The organism is Bacillus sp. JZ109, assembly GCF_053903135.1.
In genome coordinates this window covers 809,264-829,480 of the sequence record NZ_CP096388.1, presented here as the reverse complement: position 1 = coordinate 829,480, position 20,217 = coordinate 809,264, and the positions used below count along the sequence as shown (strand labels likewise).

The 20,217-nt window shown below is 45.0% G+C and carries 18 protein-coding genes and 1 riboswitch; of the genes, 6 read left to right on the top strand and 12 right to left on the bottom strand.

Features of this window, described 5'->3' with window-relative positions; all coding sequences use genetic code 11:
• Positions 1-4: 4 nt before the first annotated feature.
• From M1D94_RS04175 to M1D94_RS04150, 6 genes are all read right to left on the bottom strand, one after another.
• Positions 5-1,234, bottom strand: a complete 1,230-nt coding sequence (locus tag M1D94_RS04175; protein ID WP_003244568.1) for an ABC transporter permease — start codon at positions 1,232-1,234, stop codon at positions 5-7.
• Positions 1,227-1,916: an ABC transporter ATP-binding protein gene (locus M1D94_RS04170; protein ID WP_003228456.1), complete on the bottom strand. Its 690-nt coding sequence runs from the start codon at positions 1,914-1,916 to the stop codon at positions 1,227-1,229. Before M1D94_RS04170 ends, M1D94_RS04175 begins: the two co-directional genes overlap by 8 nt.
• The gene (locus M1D94_RS04165; protein ID WP_120028558.1) at positions 1,900-3,093 is read right to left on the bottom strand and encodes an efflux RND transporter periplasmic adaptor subunit; all 1,194 of its coding nucleotides are present in this window, start codon (positions 3,091-3,093) and stop codon (positions 1,900-1,902) included. The genes M1D94_RS04170 and M1D94_RS04165 overlap by 17 nt, the downstream gene beginning before the upstream one ends.
• 170 nt (positions 3,094-3,263) lie before the next feature.
• Positions 3,264-4,073 (bottom strand): ABC transporter ATP-binding protein, encoded by an 810-nt coding sequence (locus M1D94_RS04160; protein ID WP_003243882.1) that lies wholly within the window; start codon positions 4,071-4,073, stop codon positions 3,264-3,266.
• 15 nt (positions 4,074-4,088) lie between these two features.
• Positions 4,089-5,099 (bottom strand): FecCD family ABC transporter permease, encoded by a 1,011-nt coding sequence (locus tag M1D94_RS04155; RefSeq protein ID WP_003244298.1) that lies wholly within the window; start codon positions 5,097-5,099, stop codon positions 4,089-4,091.
• On the bottom strand, positions 5,099-6,145 hold the full coding sequence (locus M1D94_RS04150; protein WP_049139749.1) for a FecCD family ABC transporter permease: 1,047 nt from the start codon (positions 6,143-6,145) through the stop codon (positions 5,099-5,101). Before M1D94_RS04150 ends, M1D94_RS04155 begins: the two co-directional genes overlap by 1 nt.
• A gap of 205 nt (positions 6,146-6,350) precedes the next feature.
• Between M1D94_RS04150 and M1D94_RS04145 the strand changes: the two genes are divergently transcribed.
• Complete coding sequence (locus tag M1D94_RS04145) at positions 6,351-7,298, top strand: iron-hydroxamate ABC transporter substrate-binding protein (RefSeq protein WP_049139696.1); 948 nt, start codon at positions 6,351-6,353, stop codon at positions 7,296-7,298.
• 234 nt (positions 7,299-7,532) lie between these two features.
• Here M1D94_RS04145 and M1D94_RS04140 read toward each other — a convergent pair whose 3' ends face one another.
• Both M1D94_RS04140 and sspJ read right to left on the bottom strand, forming a co-directional pair.
• Entirely contained in the window at positions 7,533-8,942 is a 1,410-nt protein-coding gene (locus M1D94_RS04140; protein WP_021480593.1) for an amino acid permease, read from the bottom strand.
• A 103-nt stretch (positions 8,943-9,045) separates the two neighbouring features.
• Positions 9,046-9,225, bottom strand: a riboswitch (Lysine riboswitch).
• A gap of 116 nt (positions 9,226-9,341) precedes the next feature.
• Complete coding sequence (gene sspJ / locus M1D94_RS04135) at positions 9,342-9,482, bottom strand: small acid-soluble spore protein SspJ (RefSeq protein ID WP_003221612.1); 141 nt, start codon at positions 9,480-9,482, stop codon at positions 9,342-9,344.
• Between the two features lie 166 nt (positions 9,483-9,648).
• Here sspJ and M1D94_RS04130 point away from each other — a divergent pair, with 166 nt between their 5' ends.
• Both M1D94_RS04130 and M1D94_RS04125 read left to right on the top strand, forming a co-directional pair.
• Positions 9,649-10,131 (top strand): metal-dependent hydrolase, encoded by a 483-nt coding sequence (locus M1D94_RS04130; protein ID WP_049139698.1) that lies wholly within the window; start codon positions 9,649-9,651, stop codon positions 10,129-10,131.
• Between the two features lie 101 nt (positions 10,132-10,232).
• On the top strand, positions 10,233-12,086 hold the full coding sequence (locus M1D94_RS04125; protein WP_049139699.1) for an LTA synthase family protein: 1,854 nt from the start codon (positions 10,233-10,235) through the stop codon (positions 12,084-12,086).
• A gap of 27 nt (positions 12,087-12,113) precedes the next feature.
• Here M1D94_RS04125 and M1D94_RS04120 read toward each other — a convergent pair whose 3' ends face one another.
• Positions 12,114-13,040 (bottom strand): substrate-binding domain-containing protein, encoded by a 927-nt coding sequence (locus M1D94_RS04120; protein WP_049139750.1) that lies wholly within the window; start codon positions 13,038-13,040, stop codon positions 12,114-12,116.
• A 110-nt stretch (positions 13,041-13,150) separates the two neighbouring features.
• Here M1D94_RS04120 and modA point away from each other — a divergent pair, with 110 nt between their 5' ends.
• Both modA and modB read left to right on the top strand, forming a co-directional pair.
• Positions 13,151-13,933, top strand: a complete 783-nt coding sequence (modA, locus tag M1D94_RS04115) for a molybdate ABC transporter substrate-binding protein (protein ID WP_072173511.1) — start codon at positions 13,151-13,153, stop codon at positions 13,931-13,933.
• Positions 13,905-14,597, top strand: coding sequence for a molybdate ABC transporter permease subunit (gene modB, locus M1D94_RS04110; RefSeq protein WP_120028560.1), 693 nt, complete (start codon positions 13,905-13,907; stop codon positions 14,595-14,597). Before modA ends, modB begins: the two co-directional genes overlap by 29 nt.
• Before the next feature lie 30 nt (positions 14,598-14,627).
• Here modB and pgoN read toward each other — a convergent pair whose 3' ends face one another.
• Positions 14,628-15,458, bottom strand: coding sequence for a glyoxal/methylglyoxal reductase (gene pgoN / locus M1D94_RS04105; protein WP_015483687.1), 831 nt, complete (start codon positions 15,456-15,458; stop codon positions 14,628-14,630).
• Between the two features lie 222 nt (positions 15,459-15,680).
• Between pgoN and yvgO the strand changes: the two genes are divergently transcribed.
• Positions 15,681-16,166 carry a stress response protein YvgO gene (yvgO, locus tag M1D94_RS04100; protein WP_003243913.1) on the top strand — a complete coding sequence of 162 codons (486 nt, stop codon included), beginning with the start codon at positions 15,681-15,683 and terminating at the stop codon, positions 16,164-16,166.
• Between the two features lie 43 nt (positions 16,167-16,209).
• On the opposite strand, the gene M1D94_RS04095 is transcribed toward yvgO, so the two are convergent.
• Positions 16,210-18,222 (bottom strand): Na+/H+ antiporter, encoded by a 2,013-nt coding sequence (locus M1D94_RS04095; protein WP_015714699.1) that lies wholly within the window; start codon positions 18,220-18,222, stop codon positions 16,210-16,212.
• 255 nt (positions 18,223-18,477) lie between these two features.
• Entirely contained in the window at positions 18,478-20,193 is a 1,716-nt protein-coding gene (gene cysI / locus M1D94_RS04090) for an assimilatory sulfite reductase (NADPH) hemoprotein subunit (protein ID WP_038829347.1), read from the bottom strand.
• Between the last annotated feature and the right edge of the window lie 24 nt (positions 20,194-20,217).

Sequence of the window (20,217 nt, the reverse complement as noted above, 5' to 3'; positions counted from 1 at the left end):
CTTTTTATTCATAGCGAAGCGCGTCTACAGGCTGAAGCTTCGAAGCCTTGATAGACGGAAGCAAGCCGAAGATAATGCCGACTGCCATTGAAAAGATGAGTGCTCCGACAACAGCTGGAATGGAGACGATAAAAGGCATCGGAAAAATGACCGTCAGCAGCTTGGCGATGCCGAAGCCCGCCAGCACACCGAGTATTCCGCCAATGCTTGTCAGCACAACAGCCTCGGTTAAAAATTGAAATAAAATCACACGCCGCTTAGCACCGAGCGCTTTCTTAATTCCGATTTCCCTCGTGCGCTCCGTTACGGAAACGAGCATAATGTTCATGACGCCGATACCGCCCACCAAAAGTGAAATACTGGCGATTCCGCCAAGCAGCAATGCAAATGACTGATTAAAGGACTCCACTTCCTGCGCGATCTCCTGAAGATCCATTACACTGTACTCTGCTTTTTCCAGCTCAGCTTCTGACAGTCCCTGATTTAAAAGATCTGCAGCCATTACACCCGCTTCTTGGATATGCTCAGAAGAATCAGCCTGCACGGCAATCTGCGTTGGCGCGTCAAACCCTTCAATAAGCGGCCACACTTTTTTCGGCACGTACAAAACCGGGTTCGCGTAGTCGCCTTCAAACATGCTTTCCTGTTGATTTTTTTCTTTAAAAACACCGACGACCTTAAACGGCACACCATTCATCTCAATGCTTTTATGCAGAGCTTCTCCGTCCGGAAACAGTTCATCTCTGACAGCTTCATTGATCATCACCACTTGGTGTGTGCTGTTTAAATCATTTTCCGTCAGCTTTCTCCCTTCGGTTATTCGGATTGGAAACATGTCGAAGTAATCATCGTCCACTCCATACACTTGGGGATACGAAACGTTTGTTAAATGAAAAACGCTCGCGCCTTCTGACAAGTAATATAAGGATAATCCTTTGACCATCGGATCTGATTTGATCGCCTTTACTGTTTCTTCCGCTACAGGCGGCGCGGACGCATACGACACCTGAGGGCCGCCGCTCTCCTCTTCTCCGCCAGACGGCTGGTAGACAACATTGATGGCGTTGTTTCCCATGCCGATCATACTTTGCTTTAATTGCTCACTTTGGCCCTTCAGCATTGAAACAATCGCGATGATTGCCGCTATGCCGATAATCACGCCGAGCATTGTCAGAATCGATCTTAATTTATGAGAAAAAATGGATTGAAAGGAGATGCGAATATGTTCAAGCATGGCTGATATCCCCTCTCTCATCTAATACCAGCTCTCCGTCTCTGATAAAAACGGTTCTGTCAGCTTTTTTGGCAACGTCCGGGTCGTGGGTTATCATAATAATGGTTTTGCCTTCCCGATGCAGTTCGGAAAACAGTGACAAAATTTGTTCACTTGATTTGGTATCAAGCGCCCCGGTCGGTTCATCAGCTAAAATAAACCTCGGCTGATTGACAAGGGCCCTCGCTATCGCCACCCGCTGCTTTTGGCCGCCGGACAGCTTAGGCGGTTTGTAGGAGACCCTGTCTTTTAATCCGACTTTTTCCAGCGCTTCATATGCCCGTTGTCTTCTCTCTTTTTTCTTCACTTTATTGTAGATCATCGGCAGCTCGACATTTTGCAGCGCGGTGAGACGCGGCAGCAAATGGAAAGTTTGAAACACAAACCCGATTGATTCATTGCGAATTTCGGCTAAAGCCCCGTCTTTCCCTTTCAATATATCGATCTGGTCAAGCATATAGGTTCCTGAGGTTGGCCTGTCCAAACAGCCGATAATATTCATTAACGTTGACTTTCCAGAACCTGAAGGCCCCATAATAGCTAAAAACTCCCCCGCCTGAACAGTCAGATTGATATGTTTCAAGATTGGAACTTCTTCTTTTCCCAGCTTGTACGACTTCGAAATATTATTCAGTGTCAGCATTGACTGTAACCTGCTTTCCTTCCTTGACCGCGGGATCAGGATAGATCACATAATCTTCCGGCGTCAGGCCGCTCTTAATTTTCACCATGTCATTTTCATCAGTCTCTCCGATTTCAACAGGCTGCTTAACCGCTTTGTGATTCTCATCAGCTTTCCACACATACGGTTCGCCGTCATCCTGAATGACCATGTCGGACGGCAGCTTGATCGTATCCGCATCAGCATTATCACTCATCACTTCGATGTTGACATGATAGCCGACTTCAAGACCTTTATGGCTGTCTAATAAAATGGTGAAAGGATAGTTAGAGGACTGGGGGTTCATTTCTTCATCAGCAAAGCTTTCTGATTCTTCACCCTCGCCTGCTCCCGCTGGAAGCTTGCCGATCGAGGTGACCTTTCCTTTCCACTCGCCCTCACCGCCTGTTTTCAGCGTGACCCTGACTTTGCTGCCTTTTTTGATCGTGTCCATTAACAGCTCATTGATTTGGCTTTTGACCAGATATTTGCCCGTCGAAACAATCTGGATATACGGGCCTGCTGCCTGGTCACCTGTTGCACCGTCAGCGATATCCTGATTGACGCTTTGAACGATTCCGTCATGCTTGCTTGTAATGACATTGGAACCTTTGTTTTTCGTCAGGCCAGCCAGTTCTTTTTGATGCTGCTTCAGTTCGAGCTGGCTTGTTTTCAAATCGAAATTGGCCTGATCAAGTTCATCTTGAAGCTGGGTTTTCTCTTCTTTTCCTGCCGCTTTCAGCTTCTTTTCCGTTTCCGTTATTGATTTTTGCAAACGGTTGATTTGCAGATTTGTCATTTCAATTTGCAAATTGGCTTGCTCCACTTCATCAGAATGATCCTCGCCCTCATACTCAAAAAGCTTATCGCCCTTTTTAACCTGATCGCCTTCTTTGACGTATGTTTTTTTAATGCTGCCTTTTTCTGAATCTATGTATACTTTCTGCTGTTTCTCAGGTTCAACCTTTCCAGAAAACGTTTGGCCTGATTCTGAATCTCCTCCCATGTATACCGCGACCGATTCAGCATAGGGCTCCGATGATACGGCAACTTGGTTCATGTGGGTAAAAAAGTAAAAACCGCCAGCGCCGATCCCAGCCAATACAAGCACACCGGCACATATCGCACCGCCAATAAGCCATTTTTTCTTCTTGGACACAACGATCTCCTCTTTCTGTAAACTATGTAATATTTTCGAAACATTCTAACCAATATTATCTATTAATTCAAAAAGACTTGCAATCCTTTTATTGAAATGACGGCATCAAATAGAAAAATTGTATTTTCAAAGCCGAATAAAAAAAATCCCGGCTTCAAACCGGGATTTTTTCATACAGTAACTAGCTCTTTTTCATTTTTAATCAAGTCATAGGTCAAGCATACAGGTTTATTTGTACGGGGATCAGTCACGATTTCGGCATCAATCTGAAATACCTGCTTCAAAATGTCCGGTGTCATGACCTCCAGTGCAGTTCCTTCCTTGATGACCGTGCCTTTTTTGAGCGCGATCATATAATGAGAAAAACGAGCTGCATGGTTAAGATCATGAATGACCATTAAAATCGTCCGCCCTTGCTCTTTGTTGAGTCTGTCAAGCAGCTGCAGAATTTCAAGCTGATGTGCAAGATCAAGATACGTTGTAGGTTCATCCAGCAGAAGCAGTTCCGTACCTTGCGCAAGCGCCATGGCAATCCACACGCGTTGACGCTGTCCGCCTGACAATGCCTCAATCGGCCGTTCAGCATATTCAGCCATGCCTGTTTCTTCAAGCGCCCATTTGATAATCCGGCGGTCTTCGTCATTTAATCTGCCGAATCCTGATTGATGCGGAAACCTGCCGTACGACACCAATTCGTGCACTGTTAGGCCGCTCGGCGCTTCAGGTGTCTGTGGAAGAATCGCCATATCTTTCGCAATGTCCTTTGTAGACATTTTATGAATCGCTTTGCCGTTTAAATAGACGGCACCTGCATGTGAACGCATAATTCTGGACATTGTTTTTAAAATCGTTGATTTCCCGCAGCCGTTCGGGCCAATTAAGGTGGTAATTTTCCCTTTAGGAATCGATATATTTAAATCCTCTACAATCACCCTGTCGCCATAACCGATTCCAAGCTGTTCCGTTGATAATGAATTCATATTCGGCCCCCTCCTCTAATTCGCTTTCATCAATAAATAAATAAAGTAAGGCGCACCTAGCACGGAAATGACAAGTCCGACCGGAATTTCTGATGGTGCCAATACATTTCTCGCCAGCGTATCAGCAAGCAAAAACAGGAATGAGCCGATGAAGGCGGAGACCGGTATCAGCGTCTGGTGACGTGGACCGGTCAGCCTTCTAGCCACATGCGGCGCGATCAATCCGAGAAACGCAATGCCCCCCGCAGCTGCCACGCATGAAGCGGCAAGAGTGACCGCTGCCAGAAGAAGAATCCGTCTTTCCTTTTCAACAGCGGTGCCCAGCCCGGTCGCCAATTGGTCTCCGAGCTGCATAATGTTCAAATAGCGTGCCTTATATAAAGTAAACAGAAGCAAGATCACAATCCAAGGGAGAATCGCCCAGATCATATTCCAGTTCGCCCCCCATATTGAGCCGGATATCCAAACCGCGGCTTGCATAAAATCATGAGGGTCCATCTTAAGCTGAAAAATCAGCAACAGGGCATTGAATCCGGCATTCACCCCTATGCCGACTAAAATCAGCCGAATCGGTGTCACGCCTTTTTTCCATGCCAGAATATAAATGAGAAACGCAGCGAGGATTGCTCCTGCCAAAGCACTGAACGGCAGCATAAATGTTCCGAAAAAGCTGAGATCTGAAGCTGACCCTTGAAAAAAGTATATAAAAAGCACTACAGCAAGTGAACCGCCGGCGTTAATTCCGAGAATACCAGGCTCGGCAAGTTCATTTTGAGACACGCTTTGCAAAATGGCTCCAGCTACGGAGATCCCTGCTCCAACAAGCAAAGAAAGGATGATCCTGGGCAGCCTGAACTCAAATAAGACAAGTTCATCACGCGCCGTTCCTTGGCCGAAAAAGACCTGAAGCGTTTTAAGCGGTGCAATTTTGATAACGCCCAAATTGAGACTGATAAAAAAGACCACCACGATAAGCAAAAAGGTCACAGCCATTACAATAAGCGGTTTGTTTGTTTTTGTTTTCATTACAGCCCTCTCCTTTCACGACGTGCCAAATAAAAGAAAAAGGGAACGCCGATCAGAGAAGTCAGCGCGCCGACAGGCGTTTCAAAGGGCGCATTTACGAGTCTGGCCGCTATGTCAGCAAAAACAAGCAAAACAGCACCGAGCACCGCCGAGCAAGGAATGATCCACCGATAATCCACACCGACCAAAAAACGGGTAATATGCGGAATGATCAGCCCGATAAATGCAATGGTGCCGGCAATGGAAACCGCAGCTCCGGTCAGAATTACTACAATAAGCATGCCAACCAGTTTCACCGCTGATGTATATTGTCCAAGCCCTTTTGCCAGATCGTCACCGAGACTTAACACTGTCACAGACCGGGCGATGAAAAACGCGAGCGTTAAACCGACAGCCCCTGCAATAAGCAAAAGCTGGACCCCCGGCCATTTCACACCCGCTACCCCGCCTGCGTACCAAAAGCTGATATCCTGAGCGACATCAAAGCGGATTGCAATGGCAGTTGAAATGCCGGTAAAGAAATAAGTAACTGCCGTACCCGCCAGAGCAAGCTTTACAGGCGTAAGTCCGCCCCTTGAAAACATGCCTATGCCCATTACCGTCGATGCCCCCAGCCCCGCTCCCGCAAAGGACCATAGCACAAGCCCCATTGCAGAAAGCCCGGGAAAAAAGGCAAACGCAATCGAAACCGCAAACGCAGAGCCTGAAGTCACACCCATAATCGAAGGCTCTGCCAAAGGGTTTCTCGTCATCCCCTGCATGATTGCTCCCGACACTGCCAACAATGCGCCTACAAGCGCGGCAGCCGCCGTTCTAGGCAGTCGAAGATCATGTATAATTTGGTGAGATGTCTTTGTCGGCTGATAATGAAAAATGGCGTCCCATACAGTGCGCAAATGAATATCCGCTGCACCGAGGGATATGGATAAAAATGCGCCAAGGCAAAGCAGGCATAGACCTGCAATAAGGACGATGATCGCGCCATATGTCCTTGACGTCCATTGGATTTCTTCTGATGCAGTCCGTATATTTTTATGTTGACTCAACTGCCGTACTTCCTTTCTGTTACTGATAATGATTATCAATTGCTGTTTCAGTATATCACTTTTTTCAGCTGATTTAATAGAGTGTTTTGAACAAAAATGAAAATGCATTTGCAAAAATATCGTGTCAACCGGCACTTGCAGTGGTATAATCACAGATGATAATGATTCTCTTTTTCATCTATCTTTTAGAAAGAAGGTATGAGATATGACCCATATATACAAGAAACTCGGAGCCGCGTTTTTTGCCCTGTTATTGATTGCAGCGCTGGCAGCCTGCGGGAATAACTCAGAAAGCAAAGGTTCTGCCTCTGATTCAAAAGGCGCAGAAACCTTTACATACAAGGCTGAAAACGGAAATGTAAAAATCCCGAAGCATCCTAAACGGGTGGTTGTCATGGCAGACGGCTATTACGGCTACTTCAAAACACTCGGCATCAACGTTGTCGGTGCGCCTGAGAATGTATTTAAAAACCCTTACTACAAAGGAAAAACTGACGGCGTCGAAAACATCGGAGACGGCACTTCGGTTGAAAAGGTCATTGATTTGAACCCTGACCTGATTATCGTCTGGACAACACAGGGCGCTGATATTAAAAAGCTTGAAAAAATTGCGCCGACTGTCGCAGTAAAATACGATAAGCTCGACAACATCGAACAGCTGAAAGAATTTGCAAAAATGACGGGAACTGAAGATAAAGCTGAAAAATGGCTGGCCGAGTGGGATAAAAAAGTTGCGGCCGCTAAAACAAAAATCAAAAAAGCGGTCGGTGACAAAACCATTTCCATTATGCAAACGAACGGAAAAGACATTTACGTATTCGGTAAAGACTTTGGAAGAGGCGGAAGCATCATTTACAAAGACCTTGGCCTGCAGGCTACAAAGCTGACAAAAGAAAAAGCCATTGACCAGGGGCCAGGTTATACAAGTATTTCATTAGAGAAGCTCCCTGACTTCGCCGGAGATTACATTTTCGCGGGCCCATGGCAATCAGGCGGTGATGATGGCGGCGTTTTTGAAAGCTCCATTTGGAAGAACCTGAATGCCGTTAAAAATGGCCATGTCTACAAGATGGATCCGATCGGATTCTATTTCTCTGACCCGATTTCATTAGAAGGACAACTGAAGTTTATTACGGAAAGCTTGACTAAATAAACAAAAGAGCCGCCTGCCCGCGGCTCTTTTGCTTATTTATAAGGAACGGCTCAATTTGAATCATATCGGATATTTTCTTTGAGCCATTCATATTAAGCTGCATCCTCAACACGATCAGTTTTTTTATGCTGGAGAGACTGAAAAACGTTTTTTGCATATTTAACGAACGGATTCCTAACAGGAGAAATTGTGATTTTATAAAAAAGACACCTGAGCAAATCAGGTGTCTTTTCATTATGCTTGTTTTTCTTTCTGGAACTTTTTACTCACAAATGGATAAACGATTAAGCCGACAAAGAATAAACCGATGCCGAGGATAAATGTCGTTAAATCTGCTGTGCCTGTTACGATAACAAACACGGAGTATGCACACGCCAGTATTGCGATCAATCCGTCTCTTACACGGGAGCCTTTCAGCTGGTCATACGTTTCACCTTTGATGACTACCTTCAAGCTGTAGATTGCAGATACTAGATACGGAATTAAATATGCGAGTGTAGCCGCTGTCGTTAAAAATGTAAATGCGTCACTTATTGTCCGGGAAATAACCGAGAAAATGAAGACCTGTGACATGACGTTTGTAATAATGAGTGCAATGACCGGACTTCCCTTTTTATTCGTTTTTGCAAAAAATGCCGGGAAATCTCCCGCTTTAGCTGCTTGGTATGGCACCTCAGAGCCAAGCAAAATCCAGCCGAGCATCGTTCCGAATAAACAAAGGATAGCCAAAAGCGCCATAATCACGCTTCCCGCGTTTCCAACAATCGCATAGAGTACATCAACAAATGGTTTTTCAGAGCCGACAAGCTTATCATGCGGCAGAACACCCATCGTAATTAAAGTCACAATAATATATATGCTCAAGGCAATCAGCAAGCCGGTAATTGTCGCACGTTTCACATCACGCTGAGAGCGCGCACGGCCGGACAGGATCACCGCGGATTCAATTCCGACAAACGCCCACAGTGTAGAAATCGCGGCGTTATGAACCTGGCCGCCAATTCCAATGCTTGTGCCGTTTTCTCCTTGAACCGGGAAATAAAAATGACCGAATAATGTCGTTTGAAACACAAATAAACCAGCAACGATAAAGAAGACAAAACCTAATACTTTAGAAAGCGTTGTGACAAAGTTTAATTTACTTGCGCCGTTAATGCTGGCAACAAGAATCGCGTGCGTTCCCCATAACAAGATCGTACATACGGCAAACGTCAGTAATTGGCCGAGTGTCACCTCTTGCCCGCCGATCGAAAACATCTCACGTTTATCAACCAAGATCGGGAAGAACGAAGTCAAGTAACCGGCGAGACTTGTGATGATCGCCACGTTACTGATCCAGCTCGCCACCCAGTAGCCCCACACCATTGTGAAACCGGCAGCGTTGCCTTTTTTCGGGTCAGAAAACAGCGCTCTTGCATAACTTTGCGGTCCCGCTGTCAGTTCAGGCTTGCGAATGGACAAGTGTCCGAACACAAGTGCAATCATCAGCACGCCGGCACCTGTCAAAAGCCAGGCGGACGTAGCTCCAAACGGACTCGCAATTGAAGCAAGCGAGCTCGGCAAGGAGAAAATTCCTGATCCAACCATATTTCCAACGACAAACGCCGTTAATAACCAAAAACCCCATTTTTTTGTCTGTTCCATTCCAGTACCTCCATGATTCTTTGTACGGACCAGACCCCGAGATCATATAAACGCAAAAAAAGCCTGAACAAAAGTCCATGCTTAAAGAAACACACACCCTTGATCTCCGGATAGCCCTCCGCGAAAAAGCACGCGGCAGTCCTGCACTTATTCAGATACAGTCCCAGCATAGAGAAGGATCGGCTTTCTCCACACTTCGGCGCTGATGCCTTTTACACATGTTTAACAGCTCCTGTCAGCCTGGCATGTGTGACTTATCATCCGCGCAACCTCTACCTCACTGAGAAAGAGTGAGGATTTAATTATTCAGTTACTCCCAGAAGGTTATCAAAGAAAGGATGATCTGTCAAAGGGAACAGATGGAAAATACGGATAGAGCCAAGCTCTATCCGCATGTGGTTATCGATTATTTTTCTTTTTTTGCACAGCTTCTTGAAGCGGATCATCTTTTAGAGCTGAACCAGCATCTTCAAGAGCTCCTTGGATTACGTTTTTTTCTTTTTCGGAACGTTTTCCTTTATCTTTATTAAAGAAACCCATTCGTATCACCTCTTTTAAAAAATAGGTACATGTTTAAGATGCCTCTTTCCTGAAAAATTATGCGGGATATTTTTTATCGTCCAAAGTCCTGTTGATCAAACATACATTCTCTTGATATATTTGTAATTCAGAGATTTTTTGCAAAAGATAAAAGGAGAAGCGGCAAATGACAGGAAAAACACACATCATGGGAGGCATCGCTTCTTGTACGGCAGCGGCTTATTATTATGGATTTGATCCAGTGCTTATGGCTGCGTCAGGCGCGGTTGGAGCATTAATACCCGATATCTGCCACACACAAAGCAAAATCGGGAGAAAATTTCCTATTTTATCGAAAGTGGTCAGCTCCGTTTTTGGCCATCGTACATTTACACACAGCTTGCTGTTTATGCTCATCATGTTTTTTATCACTTCTACATACATTCCAGATAAAAACATATCAGCCGGCCTGATGATCGGAATGGCGAGCCACTTGTTTCTTGACGCTTGGACGGTGAACGGAATCAAATTATTATTCCCTTCAACGATCCGCGTTCGGCTTCCATTATATATGAAGACAGGCAGTTTTTCTGAGCAGCTCGTGCTAGCCGGCCTGACCCTTGCTTCATGTTACTACTTTTATATGCTGTTTCATGGGCGCATGTTTTAAACACATGAGTGCTGAGACTTGTCTGAACCGGCTGTTTTTAGTAGGTTTTACTTAAGAAGCATTTCATGCAGATGATCAAGAAAACGTGAGGAGTCATATTGATGAAAGGAACCTTTTTTCACAATCAGCGGTTTTTATGTTTTTCGATCTTATTTATGTGGATCAAAACGTATGTGATATATAAACTCGGCTTTGATTTGCAAATCGATACTCTGTTGGAGGAGCTAATGCTGCTGGTCAACCCGCTCAGCTTTATTCTTCCTTTATTCGGGATCGGCCTGCTTCTGAAAGGAAACAAGCAGCGGGCTTTTTTGCTGATTGCCAATTTGGTTCTGACTGTTATCTTGATCTCTAATACGATTTTTTACGGCTTTTATATCGATTTTATTACCATTCCGGTTTTATTTCAGGCGAGCAACATGAGCGATATGGGAAGCAGTGTAAAAGAATTGTTCCATCCTCTGTTTATCGCCCTGTTTGTGGATTTGGTTTTTCTGCTGCTGTTCGCCAGAAAAACCAAACACCCACAGACAAAAGCCGCTCCCCGCACGATCAAACGGTACTATGCAGCTTCCTGCGGCATGCTTTTATGCACACTGGCACTTGCAGAAGTACAGCAGCCGAAGCTTTTGGCACATTCTTTTGACCGGGAAATGCTAGTCAAAAGCATCGGCCTGTTTCAGTTCCATATTTACGATACAATTTCTCAGACTGTTAATATCAGCGCGAAAGCTTTTGCCGATGAAGACAGTATAACTGCCATTAAAAACTATACAGAGGCTGATTACAGCAAGCCTGATCAAAGCAAATTCGGTCTTGCAAAGGGGCGCAATGTCATCTTTGTAACACTTGAATCGACCCAAAGCTTTGTTCTGAATGAAAAAGTAAATGGAAAAGAAATTACCCCATTTATGAATGATCTCATTAAAAAAAGCTATTCCTTTGATCATTTCTATCAGCAAACAGAACAAGGGAAAACATCTGATTCAGAATTCATCGTTGCTAACTCGCTGTATCCTTCCCTTAGCGGCGCCGTCTTTTTCACGAAAAGCGACCATCAATTTCATACGATGTATAAATCGCTGAAGCAGCACGATTATTATTCAGCCGTCTTTCATGCTAACCATAAAACATTTTGGAACAGAGATGTCATGTACGATACATTTGGCATTGACCGCTTTTTTGATGTTGATGATTTTCATGTCACTCCCGGGACATCGACAAGCTGGGGCTTAAAAGACAAAGAATTTTTAGAGCAGTCCGCCGAAAAGCTGAAAAGCCTGCCGCAGCCGTTCTACAGCAGTTTTATCACGTTAACGAATCATTTTCCGTTTGAGATTGATGAAAAGGATCAGCTGATAGATGAATTCGATTCAAGCAGTGATCTGTTAAACCGCTATGTGACCACGGTTCGCTATGAGGATGAGGCATTGAAGCATTTTATCAAAAAACTGAAGGACGAAGGCTTATACGAAAATTCGATGATCGTATTTATGGGAGATCATTACGGCATTTCTGAAGCCCATAACGAGGCCATGGCTGAGTTTTTAGGGAAAGACGAAATCACACCGTATGACAACGTTCAGCTCCAGCGGGTGCCGTTTATCATACATATCCCGGGAATCACCGATCAAAAGCCGGAAACCATCCCTGATGCCGGGGGACAGGTCGACGTCAGGCCGACGCTGATGCATTTGCTCGGCGTTGAGACAAAAGGCGATATCCAATTCGGCAATGATTTGCTGTCGGGCGACCGCACCCCATTCGCCGTTCTGCGAAACGGCAGCTTTATTACGAACGATTATATATACACAAAGAACACGTGCTATAGCCAAAAAACAGGTGAAGTGCTGGAAGATCAGGATGCGTGCCTCCCTTACAAGGAGAAAGCAAACGAAGAACTTTCTCTCTCTGATAAAATTTTAAATGGTGACCTGCTCAGGTTTTCCGAATGAAAAAATCCCTCTATCAAGAGGGATTTTTTACGTTTCCAACATCACCTTGCCAGTCAGCTTCGTTTCATAGCCGTTTAAATGAGACAAATTCGCCTTGTATTCCTCAGAATTCAAAATCTCCTTCACGGCTTTCAGCAGCTGCTCATGTTTTTTCAAAACAACGATATCATATTGTTCGTCGATGAGCGGGATAAAATCAACACTGCCCATATGTGCCGCGTGCTGCGCCCCGATTCCCGCGTCAGCCTGTCCGCTTGAAACTTGTGAAGCGGCAGCGTAATGATCGGTCACGATATCGCCGTATCCCTTTACATCAGCCGGATTCACACCAAACAAGCCAAGCTGTTCATCAAGGAGCACCCTTGCGCCAGAACCCTTTTCCCTGTTGATGATCCGGATATCGGCTCTTTTCAAGTCTTTCCAGCCTTGAATGTTTTTCGGATTCCCTTTTTTCACATACAGTCCTGCTTTGCGGAGAACGACATTGATGAGACAAAACGGTTCACCTGTCAAAATCCGTTTTACATAAGGAGCGTTATACTGGCCCGTTTCAGCATCGTACAAATGGAGGCTGACAATGTCACACTTGCCTTGATACATATCAATCAGGCTGTTTAAGCTTCCTTTGTATTTACGGAGCGGCGTCTCCTGAATGGCATTCTCCAAATGCTTGCTGAGAAGATCCATCGAAATGTCCTGTCCGCTGATCATGACATTCGGTCTGCCGTCCGGCTCAGCCTCCTGCACCTGTTTCGGCGCTTCTGTTGCAGCGATGGGCTGAGACATTCTCATATTCGTTTTATATTGCTTTAAATCTTCTTCATCCACACGCATCTGCCTTCCGACACGATAAGCAGGCAGCACGCCTTTTTTAATCAAATCATAAACGGTCAGCTTTGATACCTTCAGCAGACCTGCAACTTCTTCTATCGTATAGGAAGAGGTTTCATTCATCATCATCACTCTCCTATTTTATTATACCTTTTCGCCGAATGTAAAAAAACCCACATAAACCAAACATAATCAGTTATAATTAGTTATATCTAATGATAAGGGGTGCAATCATGTTTAAGAAGTATTCTATTTTCATCGCAGCCTTAACTGCTTTTCTCCTTGCAGCAGGCTGTTCTTCAAACCAGTCTTCAACGGACAGCGAGAAAAAAGTAACGTTAACCATCTCAGCTGCCGCCAGCGCGCAGGATGCACTTGAGGAAATCCAAAAAAATTATGAAAAAGAGCATCAAAATATTACCATCCAAGATAACTATGGCTCATCCGGCGCCTTGCAAAAACAGATTTCTCAAGGAGCAGGAGCAGATCTGTTCTTCTCAGCTGCTGAGGATAAATTTAAAAAGCTGGTGGATGATGGAGATATCGCAAAAAAAGACAGCACTGATTTAGTCGGTAATGAAATTGTGCTGGTCGTACCGAAAAACGGAGATTCACCTGTGACAAGCTTCAGCAATCTGGCTGAATCAGAAAAAATCGCCCTTGGCACTCCGGAATCCGTACCGGCAGGAGCTTATGGGAAAGAATCACTGACAAAGCTGTCTTTATGGGAAAAAGTGAAGGATAAAATTGTGTATGGAAAAGACGTTCGCCAAGTTCTTTCTTATGTTGAAACCGGCAATGTAGACGCAGGTATTGTTTATAAAACAGATGCCCTGGTCTCGAAAAAGGTCAACATTATTGACGAGGCAAAAGCAGATACACACAGCCCAATTGTCTATCCGTTAGGAATCGTAAAAGATACAAAACACCGTAAGGAAGCGAAGGAATTTTACGAATACCTGCAATCTGATGAAGCAATGAAAGTATTTGAGAAATATGGCTTTACTGCCGAGTAGCATAAGCACTTCAGAATTTTTCACACCCGTTGTGCTTTCCTTTCAGGTGGCGGCAGTTGCCGGAATTGTTGTCATTATTCTCGGAACACTTGCTGGAGCATGGATGTCACGGGCATCATTTTTCGGAAAAACGGCACTCGAAACATGTTTTATGCTTCCGCTCGTTCTTCCGCCTACTGTTGTCGGTTTTATTTTGATCGTCATTTTCGGAAAGCACAGCTTCATCGGACAAGCCATCGAGTGGATTTTCCAGCAGCCTGTCATTTTCACCTGGTGGGCCGCTGTGATCGCCTCGGCTGTTGTAGCCTTTCCGCTTATGTATCAATCAGCCAAAACCGGATTTGCTGACATTGATCCCGATATACAAGGTGCGGCAATGGTAGACGGCGCTAGCAGATGGAAAGTGTTTATCCATATCTCCGTCCCGCTTGCCTATCCTTCGTTACTGACCGGAAGCATCCTCAGCCTTGCGCGGGCGCTCGGAGAATTTGGCGCAACACTCATGTTTGCAGGAAACATCCCCGGTGTTACGCAAACACTGCCGACGGCGATATATGTCGCATTGGATTCCGGCAACAATACCCTTGCTTGGGCGTGGGTCGTCTGTATTGTTGTCATTTCCTTTTTGATGCTATTTTTCATTCAACAGAAAAAAACGCACTAAAAAAACTCCCCATAACGGGGAGTTTTTTGATTAAAACAGAAGCTCATCAGGATTTGGGCCGACACGCTCATCTTTATTTAATGCGTCAATTTTGTCCATGTCTTCTTGAGACAATTCGAAATCAAAAATATCAGCGTTTTCGATGATACGGTGTTCTTTAATGGATTTTGGAATGGTTACAACTTCATGCTGCAGATCCCAGCGCAAAATCACTTGAGCCACAGATTTATTGTGTTTTTCAGCAATCTGTGTCAGCACTTCGTTATCCAAAAGCTGTCCCTGCATGAGCGGAGACCACGCTTCCAGCTGAATGCCTTGCGCTTTGCAGTAATCTCTTAATTCTTTTTGCGTCAAACGAGGGTGAAATTCAACTTGGTTCACCATCGGTTTGATTTCAGCATCTTTCAACAGCTCTTCTAAATGATGAACTTGGAAGTTGCTGACGCCGATCGCGCGAATTTTGCCATCTTTGTACAGCTTTTCAAGCGCGCGCCATGTATCTTTATATTTATCTTTGCCAGGCCAATGGATCAAATATAAATCTAAGTAATCAAGCTGTAATCTTTCCAGGCTTTTTTCAAAGGCAGCAAGCGTTGTTTCGTAGCCTTGATCTTCATTCCACACTTTTGATGTGATGAAGAGCTCTTCTCTTGCCACACCGGATTCTTTAATCCCGATGCCAACGCCTTCTTCATTTTTGTAGATCGCTGCTGTATCAATACTGCGATAACCATTTTTAATTGCCGCTTTCACTGATTCAGTCGCTTCATTACCATTTTCTACTTTAAAAACACCCAGACCGAACCAAGGCATTTCAACTCCGTTATGTAACTTTACAGTATCTTTTAAACTTGTTGGCACTTGAACATCCACCCTTTCACTGAAATGTAAGCGTCTATATTATCTCACATTCCTCTCAGCCGATACCAATAATACGCTTAAGACCCTCTTTTTGCTTCTTTTTTCACAGCACAGGCAAATTCAAACACTATTTTTTTCCTATTTTAACAATATTGAGATTACAAATACATTGAGCAGGGTATGCGTGTAGTGTAACCAAATGAAAACAAAGGAGGAAACAACTTGAAACGTATTCGTATCCCAATGACACTTGCTCTTGGTGCCGCTTTGACAATTGCCCCTTTGTCCTTTGCTTCCGCTGAAGAAAATCCTGCTCCGAAGATGTCGCAGACAACTACTGCTGGAACAACTGCCGCTGATGTAGGTTTAAACGTCAACCTGGATGTACTTGGAATTGCCAACCAGATCGCTGATGCCATCAAATCCGCACAGAATAGGGATGGCTTTGTGAAAAACCTCATGGAGTCTTCCTTCTACGCGTCCGGCCAAAAATATAACGTCATGGTCTTTAATTTAAGCCAGGAATATGAAGATCATTTGAACGGTGTGCAATTTTACGGCTCAGCCGTTTACGACGGCATTACGTATGGCATTTGGGTATTTGAAGACGGAACCTTTACAAACAAAGGCGATGGCGGCTGGATCAACTGGGCCTTCAGAGGCTGGTTCGACCGGGATGGCAGCACTGTCGCATTTCATCGCCCTTAATATAAAAAAAGCTGGCGCTCTAACGCCAGCTTTTTTGCTGCATTTATTCGCCGCCTTCAAGCATGGCGGCTTCGACATCATTAATGTATTGGCGAAGCTCATGGGAGATGTCCCGGGAAATTTCTCTTTCCTCGAAAAGTGTTTGAATTTCATTTCTGATCGCCTGTACAGCCTTCAGCTTCACTTCCAGCTTCTGATTTTCAAAATGGGCGCTTGATTTCAGCTCATGATGGCTGTGCTCCAGCCTGAAAATTAACTGTTTATAGAATGTAATGACAGATAAAAACACTTCTTTATGCTCTTCCGTCTTGTGTTTTTCCAGATATTCTATCGCTGCTTTTGCCGTTTTCACTCTTGTTGCCCGTATCAATCCCGCTTCATTTAAAATCGACATCTCCGGCTTTTTATGTTCACCGAAGAAAATCCAATACATCAGCCTCTTGAGCCTTGTTTTTGATAATCCGACTTTAAACGGGTTCGCATACAAAATTTCCAACTCGTTAAATCGTTCTTGCAGCACATTTGCTGTTTCTTCCGGGATGTCTCCCCGCTCCAGCATTTTCATCAGCGCCTCTTGCTCTGCCTTAACCCCTTGGGCACGGACTTTACGCTCGTGCTTTTTGATGCGATTAGACGATGTATATTGCTGAAAACGAAGATTTTTCATTTTCTCATTGTATTCAGCTATCACCGCAAGAGAGGCCGTTTTGTTTGTCTCATTCATGTCCTCTTTAATCGTTTGAAGGGCTGTTTTGATCAATTTGCGTCTCGCCGTCAGCAGCTTCTTGTTTCGTTCCTCGTCCTCTTCTTCTTTTTCAGTCAGAATCGGCAGCACAACGGTAGCAATGACAAGCGTGCATAAAATGACGCCGGCTGCTAAAAAGAGAATCAGATTTCTTTCCGGAAACGGCGTGCCGTCCTCCAGGAAATACGGAATGGAAAAAGAACCTGCAAGCGTTACTGCTCCACGCACACCGGAAATCGAAATTAACAGCGTCGAACGAAGACCCGGTTTATAGATGTTCTGATCTTTATTAAAGAACCATTTGCCGTTCCAGAAGAACAGCACCCACAGGAATCTCAGGAGCATTAACGTAAATGTGATGACTAGGATATAGCCGATCACCTTCATGTTGCTGATGGCAGTGTCGTTAAAGATAACAGAAATAACATCAGGGATTTGCGTACCGAGAATAACGAAGACCAGGCCGTTCAAAATAAATAAAATAATGTTCCACGTACTTGAGGAGACAATTTGCAGCTTGATCATCGTTGATTCCAGACGATCCTGTTCAACCGCATGGGTAATACCGCCAGCCACAACAGCTAAAATGCCGGAAACGCCGATTTCTTCAGCTGCCAAATAAATCACAAACGGCGTCAGAATTTGAATCAGCATATGCATCGTGACATCCTGCATGCCAAGGCGGCGCAGAAATAGGCGAAAACGAATAATCAAAAATGAAATGACAACCCCGCACAGCAAGCCTCCGAGAGAAATAAAGACAAAGCTGACAGCCGCTTGTGCTAATGAAAATGCACCAGTCACTGCCGCTGCAATCGCAAACTTAAAGGCCACCAGACCTGATGCATCATTCATCAGCCCCTCACCTTCCAGCAGGCGAAGAATCCCTTTTGGCATTTTCACTCTTCCTGATAATGCGCTGACAGCGACGACATCAGTCGGTGAAAGAATGGCCGCAAGTCCAAAGGCCGCTGCCAGCGGAATAGCAGGAATCATCCAGTGAATCGTGTAGCCGCCTACAATCACAGTCGCAAATACAAGGCCGAGTGCAAGCAATAAAATCGGAGCCCTTAAATTCCAAAGCTCTGCCCGCGGTGTCCTCTTTCCATCATTAAATAGCAGAGGCGCGATAAACAGAACAAAAAACAATTCGGTGTTTAATTCAAAATGAAGACCCTGTGGAAATGAGGCGGCAAGAATCCCAAGAGCCACTTGAATCAGCGGCACCGGAATAAACGGAATAAACCGGTTCACGATATTAGAAATCGCAATAATCGTTAATAATACGAGCACAACTAAAAATATGTCCAAATGCATGACCTCCTTCGTCTGTTGTGTGTCGGCATGATGAGCCAAAAAATCTGTTTGTCTAAAAGCCGCTAAGCTAGTCTGGCCTTGCATCCGCTATGTGGTTTCGCAGGAGTTCCCTCCACACTTGTCTTCTTTTATAGTACCCTTTTTAGGGTATTTTTTCTCATGATATGCTCACAGTGAACTTTTTTGCAGCAGAGCAAATTACAGAAAAAAGAGACAGGAAGCTATTCCCTGTCTCTCTTCTTAGTTTTCTCAATCATGAAAATTCGTACCGTCAGTTGTTGCTTTAATAATGCCCGCACGGATGACGAAGTCACCGAAATGCTCGCCTTCCTCGCGTTCTTTCGCATAGCGGGAAAGAAGGACGCGCAGCTCGCTTAAAATGTCTGCTTCACCGATGTTTTCACGATACATTTTGCTTAAACGGCTTCCGTCAAACGCAGCGCCAAGATACATATTATATTTGCCCGGCGCCTTTCCGATAAATCCGATCTCACCGAGCGCATGACGTGCGCAGCCGTTCGGGCATCCTGTCATGCGAATGGTGATTTCCTGATCACGAAGGCCATTTTCGTCAATAATCTCTTCAACCTTATCTAACAGGGTCGGCAAATAACGTTCTGCTTCAGCCATTGCCAATCCGCAGGTCGGAAGAGCGACGCATGCCATCGAGCTGCGGCGAAGCGCTGAATAATGCTTGCCGTCAGTTAATCCGTATTGTTCAATTAAAGCACTGATTTCTTCTTTTTTATCGCTTGAAACGTTCGCAATCATTAAGTTCTGATTGGCCGTCAGCCGGAACTCGCCTGTATGAACTTTGGCGATTTCCCGCAAGCCTGTCATCAGTTTATAGTCATCGTAATCTGTTACACGGCCGCCTTCGACAAACAGCGTAAAATGCCATTTATCCTCAATGCCTTCCACCCAGCCGTAACGGTCGCCGTTATGATCGAAATGATACGGCTTCGCTTCTTCCAGGCTCCAGCCGAGACGGTTTTCCAATTCTTCTTTTACGTTTTCTAAACCGAGGCGGTCAACTGTGTATTTGAACCGCGCATTTTTACGGACAGAACGGTTGCCGTAATCACGCTGAATCGTAATCGTTTTTTCAGCAACGTCATACATTTGCTCAGGCCGGCAGAATCCGATCACCTTGGCTAATTGCGGATATGTCGCAGTATCGCCATGCGTCATTCCCATACCGCCGCCGATCGCCACGTTAAAACCGATCAGCTTGCCATCCTCGACAATCGCAATGAATCCCAGATCTTGAGAAAAGACGTCAATATCATTAGACGGCGGAACGGCAATACCGATTTTAAACTTCCGCGGCAGATAGAGCGGTCCGTACATTGGCTCGACTTCTTCCTCCGGCGTGCCGGCAACTCTTTCCTCATCAAGCCAAATTTCATGATAGGCTCTCGTCCGCGGCAGCAGATCATCACTTAACTTTTTAGACCACTCGTATACCTCTGAGTGGATTTCAGATTGATAAGGGTTTGATGCACACATGACGTTACGGTTTACGTCTCCGCAGGCTGCGATCGTATCCAAAAGTGCTGAGTGGATCGTCTGAATGGTTTTCTTCATGTTCCATTTCAGAATTCCGTGCATTTGGAATGTTTCACGTGTCGTCAATTTTAATGTGCCGTTCCCGTATTTCTGGGACAGGTCATCCATGACAAGCCATTGTTCAGGCGTCGAGACGCCCCCTGGCATACGCACGCGCAGCATGAACTGATATGCGGGCTCAAGCTTCTGCTTTTGGCGTTCATTTCGGAGGTCGCGGTCATCCTGCAAATAACTGCCGTGGTGTTTCATCAGGCGGTTGTCATCATCCGGAATTCCGGCACTGATTCGATCGAGCATCACTTCTTTCAGCGTGCCGCGCAAATAATCACTTTCTTTTTTAATGCGTTCAACATCACTTGGAGAGCCGTCCGGTGCTTTTAGAATTTTGGTCACCATGTTGAAAAACTCCTTTCAAGTCAA